Raw genomic sequence first — 14,728 nt, forward strand, 5'->3', positions numbered from 1 at the left:
CCGACATGACCAAACTCCTCACCCGCGACAACTCAATCAACGTTCCCGTGTGATCGCCCGGCGCCAGGTCGTCGGTGACTGTCGGTAGGTGCGTTTGAAGGCAGCGCTGAAGGCCTCGGCGGTACCGGAACCACCGGCCGTCGCATCGCGGACCGCCTCCGGTCCGACGACCGGCGTACAGCAAGCGCTCGGCCGCCCCGCCCGTTCCTTCGAGACCTTCGCCGCGGACGCGCACTGGGTGTGAACAAGCGGTTGATGGGTGCACCCACGTGTTTGCTTCGGGTTATCCAAGCGGCAACCAGGCGGCGTATTATCCGCCCGTGACGTTGCGACGCGGGGACCTGGTGACGCCCTCGCGGACGCTGGTCGATGTCCTCGAGGACACGGCCGCCATGTATGCGGACGAACCGGCACTGGACGACGGCAGCGTCAGCCTGAGTTATCGCGAGCTGCTGGTGCAGACGACCAAGTTCGCCGGCCGGTTGAACGCGGCCGGCATCGGGCCCGGCGATCGGGTCGGGATCCGGATTTCCTCCGGGCACAACGATCTGTACGTCGCGATTCTCGGCACCCTGCAGGCGGGTGCGGCGTACGTCCCGGTCGACGCCGACGACCCGGAGGAGCGCGCCGAACTCGTCTTCGGTGAGGCGGCCGTCGCGGCCACGGTCGGCGACGAACTCGAGCTCACCGTCACCCGCCCGCAACAGGCGCCGATGTCCGACAACGACGCGGCCAACGGCGCCTTCGACTACCCGTACTCGGCCCGCATGGACACCACCAGTACGACGAACTCCCCGCGCGGCACCACCGGCCCGGAGCCGACCGACGACGCGTGGATCATCTTCACCTCGGGCTCGACCGGCGTACCGAAAGGTGTCGCCGTCACACACCGATCGGCGGCCGCGTTCGTCGACGCCGAGGCCCGTCTGTTCCTTCAGGACGAGCCGATCGGGCCCGACGACCGGGTCCTGGCCGGCCTGTCCGTCGCGTTCGACGCGTCCTGCGAGGAGATGTGGCTGGCCTGGCGGCACGGCGCCTGCCTCGTGCCTGCACCACGTTCGCTGGTTCGCACCGGTATGGACCTCGGCCCGTGGTTGGTTGCCCAGGGCATCACTATCGTCTCGACCGTGCCGACGCTGGCCGCGCTCTGGCCGTCGGACGCCCTCGACCAGGTTCGGCTGCTGATCTTCGGCGGCGAGGCCTGCCCGCCGGAACTGGCCGAACGCCTTGCGATCGAGGGCCGCGAGGTCTGGAACACCTACGGGCCGACCGAGGCCACCGTCGTCGCGTGCGCCGCACAGCTCACCGGCGAAGGCCCGGTCCGGATCGGTCTCCCGCTGGACGGCTGGGACCTCGCCGTTGTAGATGCCGCAGGCAACGAAGTCGCCGACGGCGAGATCGGTGAACTGATCATCGGCGGCGTCGGCCTGGCCCGGTACCTCGACCCGGTCAAGGACGCCGAGAAGTTCGCCCCGATGCCGACCCTCGGCTGGGACCGCGCGTACCGCAGCGGCGACCTGGTGCGGTCCGACCCGTTGGGCCTGCTGTTCCAGGGCCGCGCCGACGAGCAGGTCAAGCTCGGCGGCCGCCGGATCGAGCTCGGCGAGGTCGACGCCGCGCTGCAGGCCCTCCCGGGTGTCTCCGGCGCCGCGGCCGCCGTACGCAACAGCGCCGCGGGCAATCAGCTCCTCGTCGGGTACGTCGTACCGGACGACCCGGAGGGCTTCGAGACGGCCAAGGCCACCGAGCGACTCCGCGAGGCACTGCCCGCCGCGCTCGTACCGCTGCTGGCGGTCGTCGACACGCTGCCGACCCGGACCTCCGGCAAGGTCGACCGCAACGCACTCCCCTGGCCGCTGCCCGGAATGGACAGCGACGGCCCGGCCGCCGAACTGGACGGGACCGCGGGCTGGCTGGCCGAACGCTGGACGAAGATCCTCGGCGCCAAGGTCACCGGGCCCGACAACGACTTCTTCCTGCACGGCGGCGGGAGCCTCGCCGCGGCCCAGTTGGTCTCCGCGCTCCGCGAGCGGTTCCCGGACGTCACGGTCGGCGACATCTACGAGTACCCGCGGCTCGGCGCGCTCGCCGAGCGGCTCGACGACTTCAAGCCCGCAGCCCTCGAACCGGCCGAGCTCCGGGAGATCCGGCCGACCCCGAAGAGCACGCAACTCCTGCAGACCGCGATGACACTGATCCTGCAGACCGTCGTCGGCGTCCGCTGGCTGGTCTACGTCTTCACGTTGAACAACCTCCTCGCCGCGCTGATCGAGCCGCTCCCGTGGGCGCGGACCGTGTCCTGGTGGTGGATCCTGGCCGGCTGGCTGATCCTGATCAGCCCGGCGGGCCGGATGGGCATCGCGGTCGTCGGCGCCCGCACTCTGCTGCGCGGCCTGAAACCGGGAACGTACCCGCGCGGCGGCAGCGTCCACGTCCGGCTGTGGGCCGCCGAGAACCTCGCCGACGCGGCCGGCGCCGCCAACCTGGCGGGCGCACCCTGGATCGCGTACTACGCCCGCGCGCTCGGCGCGAAGATCGGCCGGGGCGTCGACCTGCACACGCTGCCGCCGGTGACAGGGATGCTCACCATGGGACGCGGCGCCTCGATCGAGCCCGAGGTCGACCTGGCCGGCTACTGGATCGACGGCGACCGGTTGCACGTCGGACAGATCTCCGTCGGCCCCGACGCGGTCGTCGGCTCCCGCAGCACGCTGCTCCCCGGCGCGGAGATCGGCCGGAGCGCCGAGATCATGGCCGGCTCGGCCGTCTCCGGCAGGGTCCCCGAAAACGAGCGCTGGTCCGGGTCGCCAGCGGCGAGGCTCGGCCGTGCGCGGCACCCGTGGCCGGACCACCGTCCCGCGCGCGCTCCGTGGTGGGTTGCGGCGTACGGCGCCCAGTCCGCACTGATGTCCCTGATCCCGGTCGCTGGGGCCGCCGCGGCGTTCGTCGTCCTCGGGTACGCAGTGCGTGGCACCCAGACGCTGCCGGACGCGGCGCTGCACGCGCTGGCCGCGATCCCGTTGATGACGCTGGTCGGGTTCGCCACCATCGCGATCCTCACGCTGATCGGCGTACGGCTCCTCGGCATCGGGATCAAGCCCGGCCACTTCCCGGTCCGCAGCCGGATCGGGTGGCAGGTCTGGGCGACCGAGCGGCTGCTCGACTCCGCGCGCACCCTGCTGTTCCCGCTGTACGCGAGCCTGCTGACCCCGTGGTGGCTGCGCGCCCTGGGCGCCAAGATCGGCCGCGACGTCGAGGCGTCGACGGTCCTGCTGCTGCCGAAGATGACCACCGTCGGCGAGGGCGCGTTCCTGGCCGACGACACGATGATCGCGTCGTACGAGCTCGGCGGCGGCTGGCTGCACGTGGCCGGTGCGAAGGTCGGCAAGCGCGCCTTCCTCGGCAACTCCGGGATGACCGCGCCGGGGCGGAGCGTTCCGAAGAACGGCCTGGTCGCGGTGCTGTCCGCGGCCCCGAAGAAATCCAAGGCCGGTACGTCGTGGCTCGGCTCACCGCCCGTGAAGCTCCGCCGCCAGGCCGTCTCGGGTGATCAGAGCCGCACGTTCAACCCGCCGTACAAGCTCAAGGTCGCCCGCGCGCTGGTCGAGCTGTGCCGGTTCGTCCCGATGATGTGCACGGTGCTGATCGCCCTCGGCGTGCTGTTCGCGCTGCAGGCGCTCGACCTCTGGCTCGGCCCGTGGTGGACCATGCTGCTGTCCGGCGCGGTCATCCTCGCTGCCGGCGCCGTCGCGGGCGGGATGGCGACGGTCGCCAAATGGGTCATCGTGGGCCGGACGAGAGCCGTCGAGTATCCGCTGTGGAGCTCGTTCGTCTGGCGCAACGAGGTGGTCGACAGCTTCGTCGAGCTGGTCGCCGCGCCCTGGTTCGCGAACGCCGCCGCCGGTACGCCGGTCCTCACGCTCTGGCTGCGGTCACTCGGAGCGAAGATCGGCAAGGGCGTCTGGTGCGAGACGTACTGGTTACCGGAAGCGGATCTGGTCACCCTGGGCGACGGTGCCACGGTGAATCGCGGTTGCGTGCTGCAAACGCACCTATTTCATGATCGAGTTCTCTCCATGAACACAGTCACCTTCGGGGCCGGGGCAACCCTCGGCCCGCACGGCATCGTCCTCCCGGCGGCCGAGGTAGGAGCAGGAGCTACCATCGGGCCGGTGTCTCTCGTGATGCGTGGTGAAGGTGTGCCTGCGGGTACGCGCTGGGCGGGGAACCCGATCGGTCCCTGGCAGGGCTGATGGTTGACCCCTATGTGCCCAGCCACGGAAGCATCGACTACAAGGTCGAGTCGTACGAGCTGGACCTCGACTACCGGGTCAGCAGCAACCGGCTGACCGGCAAGGCGACAATCACGGCGTTCGCCGCCCAAGCGCTGTCACGCTTCAGCCTCGACCTGTCCGGGCTCCGGGTGTCGAAGGTGTCGGTGAACGGCCGCCGGCCGCAGCGGTACGTCCATCGCGGCGGCAAGCTGCACATCACCCCGGCATCGACGATCCCGGACGGCGCCGAGTTCTCGGTCGACGTCCAGTACAACGGGAACCCGAGGCCCGAGGACAGCCCGTGGGGCGAGCTCGGCTGGGAAGAGCTCACCGAGGGTGTGATCGTCGCCAGCCAGCCGAGCGGTGCGGCCACCTGGTTCCCGTGCAACGACCACCCCGGCGACAAGGCGCACTACCGGATCTCGATCACCACGGACTCGCCGTACCAGGTCGTCGCGAACGGGCGGCTGGTGTCGCGCCGGGTGAAGGCGAGCCGTACGACGTGGGTGTTCGACCAGGCCGCGCCGATGGCGACGTACCTCGCGACCGTGCAGATCGGGCGGTACGACGAGGTGGACCTGGCCGCATCGCCCGTGACGATCCGCGGCGTGCTGCCGGCCGGGCGGAGCCGCGAGTTCCGGCACGACTTCGGGCGCCAGCAGGACATGATGAAGCTGTTCTGCAAGCAGTTCGGGCCGTACCCGTTCGGCGGGTACACGGTCGTTGTGACCGACGACCCGCTGGAGATCCCGCTCGAGGCGCAGGGCATCTCGGTGTTCGGCAGCAACCACGTCGACGGCCGGAACGGGTCCGAGCGGCTGGTCGCGCACGAACTCGCGCACCAGTGGTTCGGGAACAGCCTGACTCCGGCGAACTGGCAGCACATCTGGCTGAACGAGGGCTTCGCCTGCTACTCCGAGTGGCTGTGGTCGGAGGAGTCACGCGGCCTCACCGCCGACCAGCAGGCGGCCAAGGCACACACGCGGCTGAAGGGCCTGCCGCAGAACCTGATGCTGTCGGACCCCGGCCCGGACCTGATGTTCGACGACCGCCTCTACAAGCGCGGCGCGGTCACCCTGCACGTCCTGCGCAAGCACCTCGGCAACGACGCGTTCTTCGACCTCCTCCGTACCTGGACCAAGACGCACCGGCACGGGTCGGTCACCACCGCCGACTTCATCGCCCTCGCCACCACCTTCAGCCCCGACGAAGAGGCACTACGCCACCTGTTCGCCGCTTGGCTGGACTCCTACGAACTCCCACCCCTCCCCAGACGCCGCTGATCAGCCGGTGCGTGCTACCTCGGCGGCGGCTTTTACGAAGCGTTCGGTGAGCGGGGTTCTGGTGGCCCAGGCGGTGCCGGTCCACCAGGTGGAGGCGCGGCCGGGGAGCGGGACCAGGCGGACCTCGGGCGGCGCGATCCGTTGGGCGGTCTGCGGTACGACGGCCGGCCCGGCTCCGGCTGCGGTCAGGGCGAGGACGGTCTGCAGGTCCCCGGCCTCCTGGAGTATTTGCGGGTGGCAACCAAGTTCGGCGTACAGCGTGTTGATCTGGGCGGTCAGCCCCGGCCCGCGGTCCGGTGTCAGACGGACCAGCGGCCGGGCGTCGATCCAGCCGACCAGATCACGCGGCAACTGCTGATCGGCCGGTACGGCGAGGGTGAGGCGGTCCCGTCGTAACCGGAGGTGCTCGAGGCCGACCGGCACCGGCAACCGTACGAATCCGATCTGCAGGCTCCCCGCCAGCAGGCGTTCGCACTGCACCGCCGACGACATGTCCTCGAGCGAGATCGTCACTCCTGGCCACCGGCTCCGGAACAGCGCCACCGCCCGCGGCGCCAGCTCGATCCCCGACAACCCGAACCCGATCGCCAGCGATCCCTCGGTCCCGGACGCCACCTGGACGGCCCGTCGCTCGAAGGCCTCGGACCGCTCCAGCAACTCCAGAGCGTCAGGAAGCAACAGTTCCCCGGCCGACGTCAGCCGCGCGCCGTGCCTGCCGCGACTGAACAGCACCGAGCCGACCCGGCGCTCCAGCACCTGGATCTGCTTGGTCAGCGCGGGCTGACTGGTCGACAACTCCGCGGCCGCGGCCCCGAAGTTCCGCAGTCTGGCCACCGTGACGAACGCCCGAAGCAAACGGAGATCCATAACCCCAGGATATGGAATCGCCACGAACCGCTATTGGACGTCATAGGTGCCTCGGCGTTTCGATGGTCGTATGACGTCCTTCCGCGCCGCCGTGGTCCAGTTCGAGCCGACCCCTGACCAGCCCGACGCCAATCTCGCGATGGTCGATCGGCTCGCCCGGCAGACAGTCCGCGACGGTGCTCGGCTGGTCGTGTTCCCGGAGATGTGCTTGCTCGGCTACTGGCATCTCCGGCGGCACACTCCCGCACGGTTGCACGAGCTCGCCCAGCCGGCCGACGGACCGCTGGTCAGCCAGGTCGTTGCTCTCGCCAAGGAACTGGCGGCCGGGATCGGGGTCGGGTTCCTCGAGGCCGGTGTCGACGGCACGCTCTATAACGCGTACGCCGTCTGCCTGCCGGACGGGACCGTCCACGTGCACCGGAAGCTCCATGCGTTCGAGCACGAGGAGATCGCGAGCGGATCGTCGTACACGGTGTTCGATACGCCGTGGGGTTTCCGGGCCGGGGTGCTGATCTGCTGGGACAACAACCTGGTGGAGAACGTCCGGATCACCGCGTTGCTCGGTGCAACGGTCCTGATCGCGCCGCACCAGACCGGCGGGACGAACTCGCGCAGCCCGCACGGGATGAAACCGATCCCGCTCGAGGTGTGGACCAGCGGGGACCGCGCGGCGATCGAGGAGGCCTTCAACGGGCCGAGCGGGCGGGGATGGTTGATGCGGTGGTTGCCGGCGCGGGCGCACGACAACGGGATGTTCGTCCTGTTCAGCAACGGCGTCGGCCGGGACGACGACGAACTCCGCACCGGCAACGCGATGATCCTCGACCCGTACGGCCGCATCGTCGCGGAGACGCCGGTCCCCGCCGAGGCTGTGGTGATCGGCGACCTCGACCTGGAGTTGGTGCCGTTGGCAACCGGCCGCCGCTGGCTCCGCGGCCGCCGCCCCGAGCTCTACGGCCTACTCACCCAGCGCCTCGGCAACGAACTCGACCCCCGCGCAGCGCGCTTCTCCCCGGATCCAGTGACGTCTTTGGGCCCCGACCAACCATAAATCGGACCGAAAAACGGTTGGTGGGTGCTCAAAGACGAGGCGGATGGTTGGTGGGGGCTCAAAGAGGGGTGGGTCAGTAGATGAGGGCGGTGGCGATCGCGGCGATGCCTTCGCCGCGGCCGGGGAAGCCGAGGCCGTCAGTTGTTGCGGCGCTCACCGAAACCTCGGCGTCGCAGGCGGCGGAGAGGACCTTCTCCGCCTCCTCACGGCGGGCGCCGATCCGTGGGCGGTTGCAGACGATCTGCACCGCGACGTTCCCGATCTCGAACCCGGCGGCCCGCACCCGGCGCGCGGCCTCTGCCACCAGCGCGACCCCGGCCGCACCGGCCCACTCGGGCTCGGCGGTGCCGAAGTTCGAACCCAGATCACCCAGCTTCGCGGCGGTGAGCAATGCCGTACAGATCGCGTGCGCGGCCGCGTCGCCGTCGGAATGCCCTGATAACCCAGCGGGCTCCTCCGGCCAGTGCAGGCCGGCCAGCCACATCGGGCGGCCTTCCTCCAGCGGGTGTACGTCGATGCCGTTGCCGACCCGTGGAACCTTCACGAGATCCTCCGCTCCGCCAGCAGCGCCTCGGCGAGCAGCAGGTCCTGCGGCCGGGTCACCTTGAACGCGTCCGGCGAACCCTCGACCGTCCGCACCGTCACCCCGAGCCGCTCACACATCATCGCGTCATCGGTCACGCCCGCGTCGGCACCGGCCGCATGCGCGCGCCGCAGTACGTCGGGAGCGAACCCTTGCGGCGTCTGTACGGCGACCAGCGTCGACCGATCGGGCGTGTCGACGACATCGCCGGTCGGCCCGACCCGCTTGATCGTGTCCGTCACCGGCACCACCGGTACGACGGCCTCGGCGCCGGCTCGCACCGCCGCCACCACGCGCTCGATCGCAGCGGCCGGGACGAACGCCCGCGCCGCGTCGTGGACCAGGATGCAGTCGATCCCGTCGACCGGCACCACGTCCAGCGCCGCCCGCACCGAGGCAGGCCGCTCCGCACCGCCGGCCACCACGATCAGCTGCGCGTCCCCGACGTACGGCGTGAGCTCCTTGCCGACCGTCTCCTCGGAGCCGGGCGGTACGGCGACCACAAAACAAACGAGGTCGGCGGCGGTCGCTGCCTTCAGCCCACGCACCGCGTGGACCAACAGCGAGTCGCCACCGACCTCTCGAAATGCCTTCGGGGTCTCACCACCCAGTCGCAGCCCTAGCCCGGCCGCGGGAATCACGACCGCGCTACTCATGCAGGCTGCTTCAGGAAGCGAGAACCTCGTCGAGGATGGCCTCGGCCTTGTCCTCGTTGGTGTGCTCGGCCAGGGCCAGCTCGGAGACCAGGATCTGGCGAGCCTTCGCCAGCATCCGCTTCTCACCGGCGGACAGACCGCGGTCACGCTCACGGCGCCACAGGTCGCGGACGACCTCTGCCACCTTCAGCACGTCACCGGAGTGCAGTTTCTCCAGGTTCGCCTTGTAGCGTCGCGACCAGTTGGTCGGCTCCTCCGTGTGCGGAGCTCGCAGCACGTCGAAGACGCGCTCCAGGCCAGCCTGATCCACGACGTCACGCACGCCGACAAGATCGAGGTTGCACGCGGGGACCCGGACGACCAGGTCGTTCTGAGCGACGATCCTCAAGACCAGATAGGTCTTGTCCTCACCTTTGATCTGACGGGTCTCGATGTCCTCGATGACGGCCGCACCATGGTTGGGGTAAACAACCGTCTCGCCGACTGTGAAAGTCATATGTCACGTGCCCCTTTCCGAGTCCTATCCTACCACGCGGTCGGTGGTCCGGTTGGGGCGTTTGCGCTGGTCAGGGCCCATTTCCTGCCTTGACAAACGCTCAATCGCATGCCTCGTGCGCGCGCGCACCGTTGCTCTGGACATCGCTCCGGCGGCATCCCGGCGTCCGCCTTGCCGACCCCGAGGGCTACGCTGTGGGGCGCCGGAGGCCGCTGCCTGACGGTGTCCACAGTTGCCGCACAAAGGTGCGGCGACAGGTCGAAACAGCTTGCACGAGAGGGATTCCAGTGCCGATCACGTTGTCCTCGCGGTTCGCCCGGCGTACCGCGCTGGCGAGTGCCGCCGCCACTCTCAGTATCGCGCTGGCGGCGTGCAGCGCGAGCTTCTCCGCGCCGACCCTGCAGCCGTACCAGGCCGCCGAGGGGACCAACATCGAGTCCGGCCAGCTGAAGGTCCGCAACATGCTGGTGCTGGCCGATGCCGACGGCAAGGGCGAACTGCACAGCGTGATCGTCAACGACGGCGACGCCCCGGAGACCCTGGTCAGCATCCTGCAGGCCGCGCCCGGGACGGCGGACGGTCAGGCCGGCTCCGACCAGCCGGGCGAGGTCAAGTTCACCGGGCTCACCGAGCCCCTCGATCTGGAGCCGCACACCGCGCTCGTCCTGCCGGGCTCGGGCACCGAGGCACCGGCCGCCGAGACCACCCCGAGCACGACGCCGAGCCCGGCCCCGACCGAGACCCCGACGGCCCCGACCCCGGGCGCCGAGGAGGCCGGTCCGGCGATCATCGTGACTGGCGCGAAGCCCGGCCAGATGGTCAACGTGACCATCACCTTCGGCACCGCGGCGCCGGTCTCCGCCTACATCCCGGTCCTCACCGAGGACCACTACACGCCGTCCCCGGTGGCAGGCGAGTAATCCCCTGAACGACAGAACGGGCCGCCCCGGCGCGGGACGGCCCGTTCTGCTTGGTACGGCGAGCCAGTGGCCGTGGCTCGCCGTACCGGCTCTCAGCCCTTGCTCGCGGAGGCAGCCTTCGAGAGGCCCGGGAGCACCTTGTCGAGCACCCACGGGACGCTCAGCACGCTCACCGCGCTCATTCCGGAGATCACCTGCTGGTCCTGCATCGCATACACACCGCCGCTCTTGACCGCCTTCAGCGACGAGTAGACCGGGTCGGCCAGGAACTTCTGAGTCCCGATCCCGTCGACGTACGCGACCAGCACGTCGGCGTCGACGTCCGCGACCTTCTCCTTGCTGATCGTCAGCGAGAACTCCTTCTTGGTGTTGGTCTTCTCCAGGGCCTCCACCCCCGGCGCGTTCTTGAAGCCCATCTCGTTCAGGATCTGCACCCGCGGGTCACCCGGCATGTAGACGTAGTTCTCGGCGCCGAACGAGCCGACCGTGATGGTCTTGTCCTTGAACTCGGGGTGCTCGGCCGCGACCTGCTTGATCTTGTCCGAGATCCCGGTGATCAGCTTCTCCGCGTCGGCCTTCTTGCCGAGCGCCTCGCCGACCAGCAGGGTCTGGTCCTGCCAGGTGGTCTGCCACGGCGCCCCCGGGTACGCGACGGTCGGCGCGATCCCGCTCAGGGTCTTGTACGTCGCCTCGTCGAAGCCCTCGTACGGGGCCAGGATGACGTCCGGCTTCAGCGCCGCGATCTTCTCGAACGGGTACTTGTCGCCGGTGTCCAGCAACGTCGTCTTCGACTTGTCGAACTTGTCCGCGTCCCACGCGGTGACACCGTCGGCGGTCGGGCCGTAGGTGACCTTCGGCATCCCGACCGGGGTCTCGCCGAGCGCGTAGACCACGTCCTGGGCGTTCCAGCCGAGCGTGACGATCCGCTCCGGCTTCTTGGTGATCGTCGTGTCGCCGAACGTGTTCTTCAGCGTGACCGGGAACCCGGACGACGCCGTGCCGGCCGAACTCTCGGCCTGCTTGTCGCCGTCACTGCCGCAGGCGGCCAGCGTGGTCGTGGCGAGCAGTACGGCGGTAACCGCACTGACGACCCGCGTACGGGACCAGGACATGGTGAACTCTCCTTAGACCAATTGCCTCAACTAAGGAGAGCCTAAGCTAACCCCACCGGCCGTCGCGACCTGCGGGGGTGTGACTCAGGACTCGAACTTGTAGCCGAGTCCACGCACCGTGACCAGATGGGCAGGATTCGACGGATCCTTCTCGAGCTTGGAACGCAGCCGCTTCACGTGCACGTCCAGGGTCTTGGTGTCGCCCACGTAGTCGGCGCCCCAGATCCGGTCGATCAGCTGACCGCGGGTGAGCACCCGGCCGGTGTTCCGCAGCAGCATCTCGAGCAGCTCGAACTCCTTCAGCGGGAGCCGGATCTCGGTCCCGGACACCGTCACCACGTGCCGCTCGACGTCCATCCGGACCGGGCCGGCCTCGAGGGTGTCGGGCAGCAGCTCGACGTCCTGACCGCGACGCAGTACGGCGCGGACACGGGCCAGCAGCTCCCGCGGACTGTAGGGCTTGGTCACGTAGTCGTCCGCGCCGAGCTCGAGCCCGACGACCTTGTCGACCTCGGTGTCCTTGGCACTGACGATGATCACCGGGACGTTGCCCCGGCTGCGGAGCGCCCGGCAGACCTCCGTGCCGGACAGACCCGGCAGCATCAGGTCGAGCAGGACGATGTCCGCACCGGCGCGGTCGTACTCGTCCAGCGCATCGGGCCCGGTCTCCGCGACGGCGACCTCGAACCCTTCCTTGCGCAGCACGTACGACAGCGCGTCGCTGTAGCTCTCTTCGTCTTCGACGACCAGCACTCGGGTCACGAAGCTGTCTCCTTTGCGATCTGACCTGACGGGGTAGGCGTCAGGTTTACGGCCGCCTCCTCCTGGCTGGCGGAGTCGGTCTGACCCACTGCGGGTTCGAGCCGCAGCGGGAGTCTCACGGTGAAGGTGGAACCTTGGCCCTCGACACTCCAGACCCGCACGTCGCCGCCGTGGATCGAGGCGATGTGCTTGACGATCGAGAGGCCGAGACCGGTGCCGCCGGTCTCCCGGCTGCGGGCCCGGTCGACCCGGTAGAAGCGCTCGAAGACGCGTTCCAGGTCGCTGCTCGGGATGCCTACGCCCTGGTCGGACACGGTGACCTCGACCAGGTCCCCGATCGGGTGCGCGGCGACCGCGACCCGGGTGCCGTCCGGGCTGTAGTTGATGGCGTTCTCGACCAGGTTGCCGATCGCCATCGCCAGCTGGTCCTCGCTGCCGAGGACCTCGAGCTCGGGCTCGGTCTTCACCACGATCTTGATGTCGCGGTCCTCGGCGTCGATCCGGCAGCGATCCACCGCGGTCTCGATGACCCCGTTGATGTCGACCGGGCCCGGGTTCTCCAGCGGGTCGTCGCCCTGCAGCCGGGACAACTCGATGATTTCCTTGACCAGCCGACTCAGCCGGGACGCCTCGATCCGCATCCGGTCCGAGAACCGCTGCACCACCTCCGGGTCGTCGGAGGCCTCCGAGACCGCGTCGGCGAGCAGGATCAGCGCGCCGACCGGGGTCTTCAGCTCGTGGCTGATGTTGACGGTGAAGTCCCGCCGGATCGCGTCCAGGCGGCGCTCGCGGGTGCGGTCCTCGACCAGCACCAGCACGAGTTGACTGCCCAGCGGCGCCACCCGGGCGCTGACGTACTGCGTGGCGCCGAGCCGGCCCCGGACGATCTCCAGGTCCTGCTGGCGGATCTCGCCGTCGCGGCGGACCTGGCGGACCATGGTCAGGATGTCGTCGACCACGAGCCGCTCACCGCGGACGATGCCGAGCACGTGCGCCGGGGCGCTGGCCTGCAGCACCTGGTCCTCGGGGCCCATCACGACCGCCGAGGACCGCAGTACCGACAGCACCGTGGCAACACCCGACGGCACGGCGGGCTCCGGGGACTCCGGGATCTTGCGCTGGGCCCGCTCGGAGAGCATCATCGCGCCGAGCGAAAGCAGGGCCAGGGCCGCGCCGATGACGCCGCCCAGCACCGCAGCCAGCGTGGGGTCCACGGCAACGATGCTACGCGGGCGACCAGCAGGGAAAGACCGAATGAGCACCGGATGACCGGGACACGACCTAACTGTTCATCGGTCGTTCACCACTCGTCGCCGTCCGGCAACCTCGACGGCATACGGTCGCCGGTGGGCAGGCACCCAGGTGGTGCCTCGCCGCGGCACCGGACACCACAGATCGGATTCGAACACCATGCGTGACACGTACCACGAGCAGCTCGACGACATCCTCGCCGAGCTGGAGCGGATGACGCGGACGGTGTCCACCGCCGTACGCCGGTCGACGTCGGCCCTGCTGGAGGCGGACATCCGCAAGGCCGAAGAGGTCATCGCGGCCGACATCCAGCTCGATGCCGCCGGTGAGGGCGTCGAGGAGAAGGTCTTCGAACTGATGGCACGGCAGTCGCCGGTCGCCAACGAGCTGCGGATGCTGGTCGCCGCGCTGCGGATGGTCGCCGACCTCGAGCGGATGGGCGACCTGGCCGCGCACGTGTCGAAGATCGCCCGGATGCGCTACCCGGCGCCGGCGATCCCGGCCGAGCTGCACGACGTGATCGAGTCGATGGGATCCGTGGCCGGCAAGATGGTCGACGCCGCCGGCGACGTGATCGCGACCCGCGACGTCGACGCCGCCGGACGGCTCGAGGCCAGCGACGACGAGATGGACAAGCTGCGCTCGAACCAGTTCCGCCTGATGATGGACGAGCACTGGCCGCACGGCGTCGAGGTCGCCGTCGACATGGCACTCCTCAGCCGCTACTACGAGCGCATCTCCGACCACGCGGTCGCCATGGCCCGCCGCGTCGTCTACCTCGTCACCGGCGAACTCCCAGTAGCCATCGGCGGCACCGCCGCCGGCTCCGGCGCCGGCGCCTCCACCCCCAACCCCAACGGCAACTGACCCTTTCATAGCCCTCGGCAACCAACTGGTTGCCGAGGGCTTCTTTTTGTTCCCCGGGGCCGGAGGTTGCGGATCCCCAGGCCATCACAATCGCGGTGTTCGAGGGGCGGCCAGCGGCGGCGGCGCCGCGAGGACCAATTGTGATGGCCTGGCGGTCCGGACTGTCTGTGCGCGGCGCGTTCCGGTAGCTTCCGTGCCGTGGACGAATCTGTGACCAACCAACTGGTCAACGCCGACGTGTCAGGCATGACCGGCCCTGAGCTGCTCGCACACCTCGACGCGGTCGAGCAGCACCTGAGAAACCTGCGCAGAACCGAGCTCGCCCTCCTAGAGGGCAGTCCGGAGATCGTCGCCCAAAGCCCCGACCTACAAGCGCAACTAGCCCACCTCCGCACCCTGAACCTCGAAACCCCACCCCTCGAGAACCCGCCGACGCCAACCTGACGGCTCCCCCGGTCACAAGTCGGACGTGCGCCAAGGAACACGTGGGCGTGAACAGCAAATAACCTGTCCAACCCCACCACCACACCGGCCACCCCACCAGAACGTGCGCCCAACAGCCCACTCCGCCCCCGGCGAAGCCGCCAACAGCCAGCCGCGCCGCAG

Annotated in this window: 14 protein-coding genes; 7 read left to right on the forward strand and 7 right to left on the reverse strand. The window is 69.5% G+C overall.

What is annotated here, in order from left to right:
* The first annotated feature begins 88 nt into the window (after positions 1-88).
* From E0H45_RS42640 to E0H45_RS33770, 3 genes are all read left to right on the forward strand, one after another.
* Complete coding sequence (locus E0H45_RS42640; protein ID WP_165546683.1) at positions 89-244, forward strand: hypothetical protein; 156 nt, start codon at positions 89-91, stop codon at positions 242-244.
* Between the two features lie 76 nt (positions 245-320).
* Complete coding sequence (locus E0H45_RS33765; RefSeq protein WP_202872645.1) at positions 321-4,253, forward strand: Pls/PosA family non-ribosomal peptide synthetase; 3,933 nt, start codon at positions 321-323, stop codon at positions 4,251-4,253.
* Complete coding sequence (locus E0H45_RS33770; RefSeq protein WP_131344992.1) at positions 4,253-5,557, forward strand: M1 family metallopeptidase; 1,305 nt, start codon at positions 4,253-4,255, stop codon at positions 5,555-5,557. Before E0H45_RS33765 ends, E0H45_RS33770 begins: the two co-directional genes overlap by 1 nt.
* Here E0H45_RS33770 and E0H45_RS33775 read toward each other — a convergent pair whose 3' ends face one another.
* The gene (locus E0H45_RS33775) at positions 5,558-6,424 is read right to left on the reverse strand and encodes a LysR family transcriptional regulator (protein ID WP_131344994.1); all 867 of its coding nucleotides are present in this window, start codon (positions 6,422-6,424) and stop codon (positions 5,558-5,560) included.
* 70 nt (positions 6,425-6,494) lie between these two features.
* Between E0H45_RS33775 and E0H45_RS33780 the strand changes: the two genes are divergently transcribed.
* Positions 6,495-7,475 carry a nitrilase family protein gene (locus tag E0H45_RS33780; RefSeq protein ID WP_131344996.1) on the forward strand — a complete coding sequence of 327 codons (981 nt, stop codon included), beginning with the start codon at positions 6,495-6,497 and terminating at the stop codon, positions 7,473-7,475.
* Between the two features lie 73 nt (positions 7,476-7,548).
* Here the strand turns inward: E0H45_RS33780 and ispF are convergent, their stop codons facing one another.
* The 3 genes from ispF to E0H45_RS33795 are packed head-to-tail and all read right to left on the reverse strand — an operon-like array spanning position 7,549 to position 9,210.
* Positions 7,549-8,019, reverse strand: coding sequence for a 2-C-methyl-D-erythritol 2,4-cyclodiphosphate synthase (gene ispF, locus E0H45_RS33785; protein WP_131344998.1), 471 nt, complete (start codon positions 8,017-8,019; stop codon positions 7,549-7,551).
* Positions 8,016-8,714 (reverse strand): 2-C-methyl-D-erythritol 4-phosphate cytidylyltransferase, encoded by a 699-nt coding sequence (ispD, locus tag E0H45_RS33790; protein WP_131345000.1) that lies wholly within the window; start codon positions 8,712-8,714, stop codon positions 8,016-8,018. Before ispD ends, ispF begins: the two co-directional genes overlap by 4 nt.
* Before the next feature lie 10 nt (positions 8,715-8,724).
* Positions 8,725-9,210 carry a CarD family transcriptional regulator gene (locus E0H45_RS33795; protein ID WP_130446326.1) on the reverse strand — a complete coding sequence of 162 codons (486 nt, stop codon included), beginning with the start codon at positions 9,208-9,210 and terminating at the stop codon, positions 8,725-8,727.
* A 287-nt stretch (positions 9,211-9,497) separates the two neighbouring features.
* Here E0H45_RS33795 and E0H45_RS33800 point away from each other — a divergent pair, with 287 nt between their 5' ends.
* On the forward strand, positions 9,498-10,130 hold the full coding sequence (locus E0H45_RS33800) for a hypothetical protein (RefSeq protein WP_131345002.1): 633 nt from the start codon (positions 9,498-9,500) through the stop codon (positions 10,128-10,130).
* Positions 10,131-10,222: 92 nt separating this feature from the next.
* Here E0H45_RS33800 and E0H45_RS33805 read toward each other — a convergent pair whose 3' ends face one another.
* The 3 genes from E0H45_RS33805 to E0H45_RS33815 all read right to left on the reverse strand — a co-directional run bounded on the left by E0H45_RS33805 (position 10,223) and on the right by E0H45_RS33815 (position 13,218).
* On the reverse strand, positions 10,223-11,242 hold the full coding sequence (locus tag E0H45_RS33805) for an iron-siderophore ABC transporter substrate-binding protein (RefSeq protein ID WP_131345004.1): 1,020 nt from the start codon (positions 11,240-11,242) through the stop codon (positions 10,223-10,225).
* A gap of 84 nt (positions 11,243-11,326) precedes the next feature.
* The gene (locus E0H45_RS33810) at positions 11,327-12,004 is read right to left on the reverse strand and encodes a response regulator transcription factor (protein ID WP_130383318.1); all 678 of its coding nucleotides are present in this window, start codon (positions 12,002-12,004) and stop codon (positions 11,327-11,329) included.
* Complete coding sequence (locus E0H45_RS33815) at positions 12,001-13,218, reverse strand: sensor histidine kinase (RefSeq protein ID WP_131345006.1); 1,218 nt, start codon at positions 13,216-13,218, stop codon at positions 12,001-12,003. The genes E0H45_RS33810 and E0H45_RS33815 overlap by 4 nt, the downstream gene beginning before the upstream one ends.
* A gap of 196 nt (positions 13,219-13,414) precedes the next feature.
* Here E0H45_RS33815 and phoU point away from each other — a divergent pair, with 196 nt between their 5' ends.
* Together phoU and E0H45_RS33825 are read left to right on the forward strand one after the other, a co-directional pair.
* Complete coding sequence (gene phoU / locus E0H45_RS33820) at positions 13,415-14,122, forward strand: phosphate signaling complex protein PhoU (protein ID WP_131345008.1); 708 nt, start codon at positions 13,415-13,417, stop codon at positions 14,120-14,122.
* Between the two features lie 198 nt (positions 14,123-14,320).
* Positions 14,321-14,566, forward strand: coding sequence for a hypothetical protein (locus tag E0H45_RS33825; protein ID WP_131345010.1), 246 nt, complete (start codon positions 14,321-14,323; stop codon positions 14,564-14,566).
* Positions 14,567-14,728 lie beyond the last annotated feature (162 nt).

The sequence above is a fragment of the Kribbella soli genome, assembly GCF_004331345.1.
Lineage (GTDB): Bacteria > Actinomycetota > Actinomycetes > Propionibacteriales > Kribbellaceae > Kribbella > Kribbella soli.

What these genes read in the sequence shown, in the direction of transcription:
- E0H45_RS33770 (WP_131344992.1), top strand. Translation starts at nt 4,253, where the DNA reads ATGGTTGACCCCTATGTGCCCAGCCACGGAAGCATCGACTACAAGGTC.
- E0H45_RS33775 (WP_131344994.1), bottom strand. Translation starts at nt 6,424, where the DNA reads ATGGATCTCCGTTTGCTTCGGGCGTTCGTCACGGTGGCCAGACTGCGG.
- E0H45_RS33780 (WP_131344996.1), top strand. Translation starts at nt 6,495, where the DNA reads ATGACGTCCTTCCGCGCCGCCGTGGTCCAGTTCGAGCCGACCCCTGAC.
- ispD (WP_131345000.1), bottom strand. Translation starts at nt 8,714, where the DNA reads ATGAGTAGCGCGGTCGTGATTCCCGCGGCCGGGCTAGGGCTGCGACTG.
- E0H45_RS33795 (WP_130446326.1), bottom strand. Translation starts at nt 9,210, where the DNA reads ATGACTTTCACAGTCGGCGAGACGGTTGTTTACCCCAACCATGGTGCG.
- E0H45_RS33805 (WP_131345004.1), bottom strand. Translation starts at nt 11,242, where the DNA reads ATGTCCTGGTCCCGTACGCGGGTCGTCAGTGCGGTTACCGCCGTACTG.
- phoU (WP_131345008.1), top strand. Translation starts at nt 13,415, where the DNA reads ATGCGTGACACGTACCACGAGCAGCTCGACGACATCCTCGCCGAGCTG.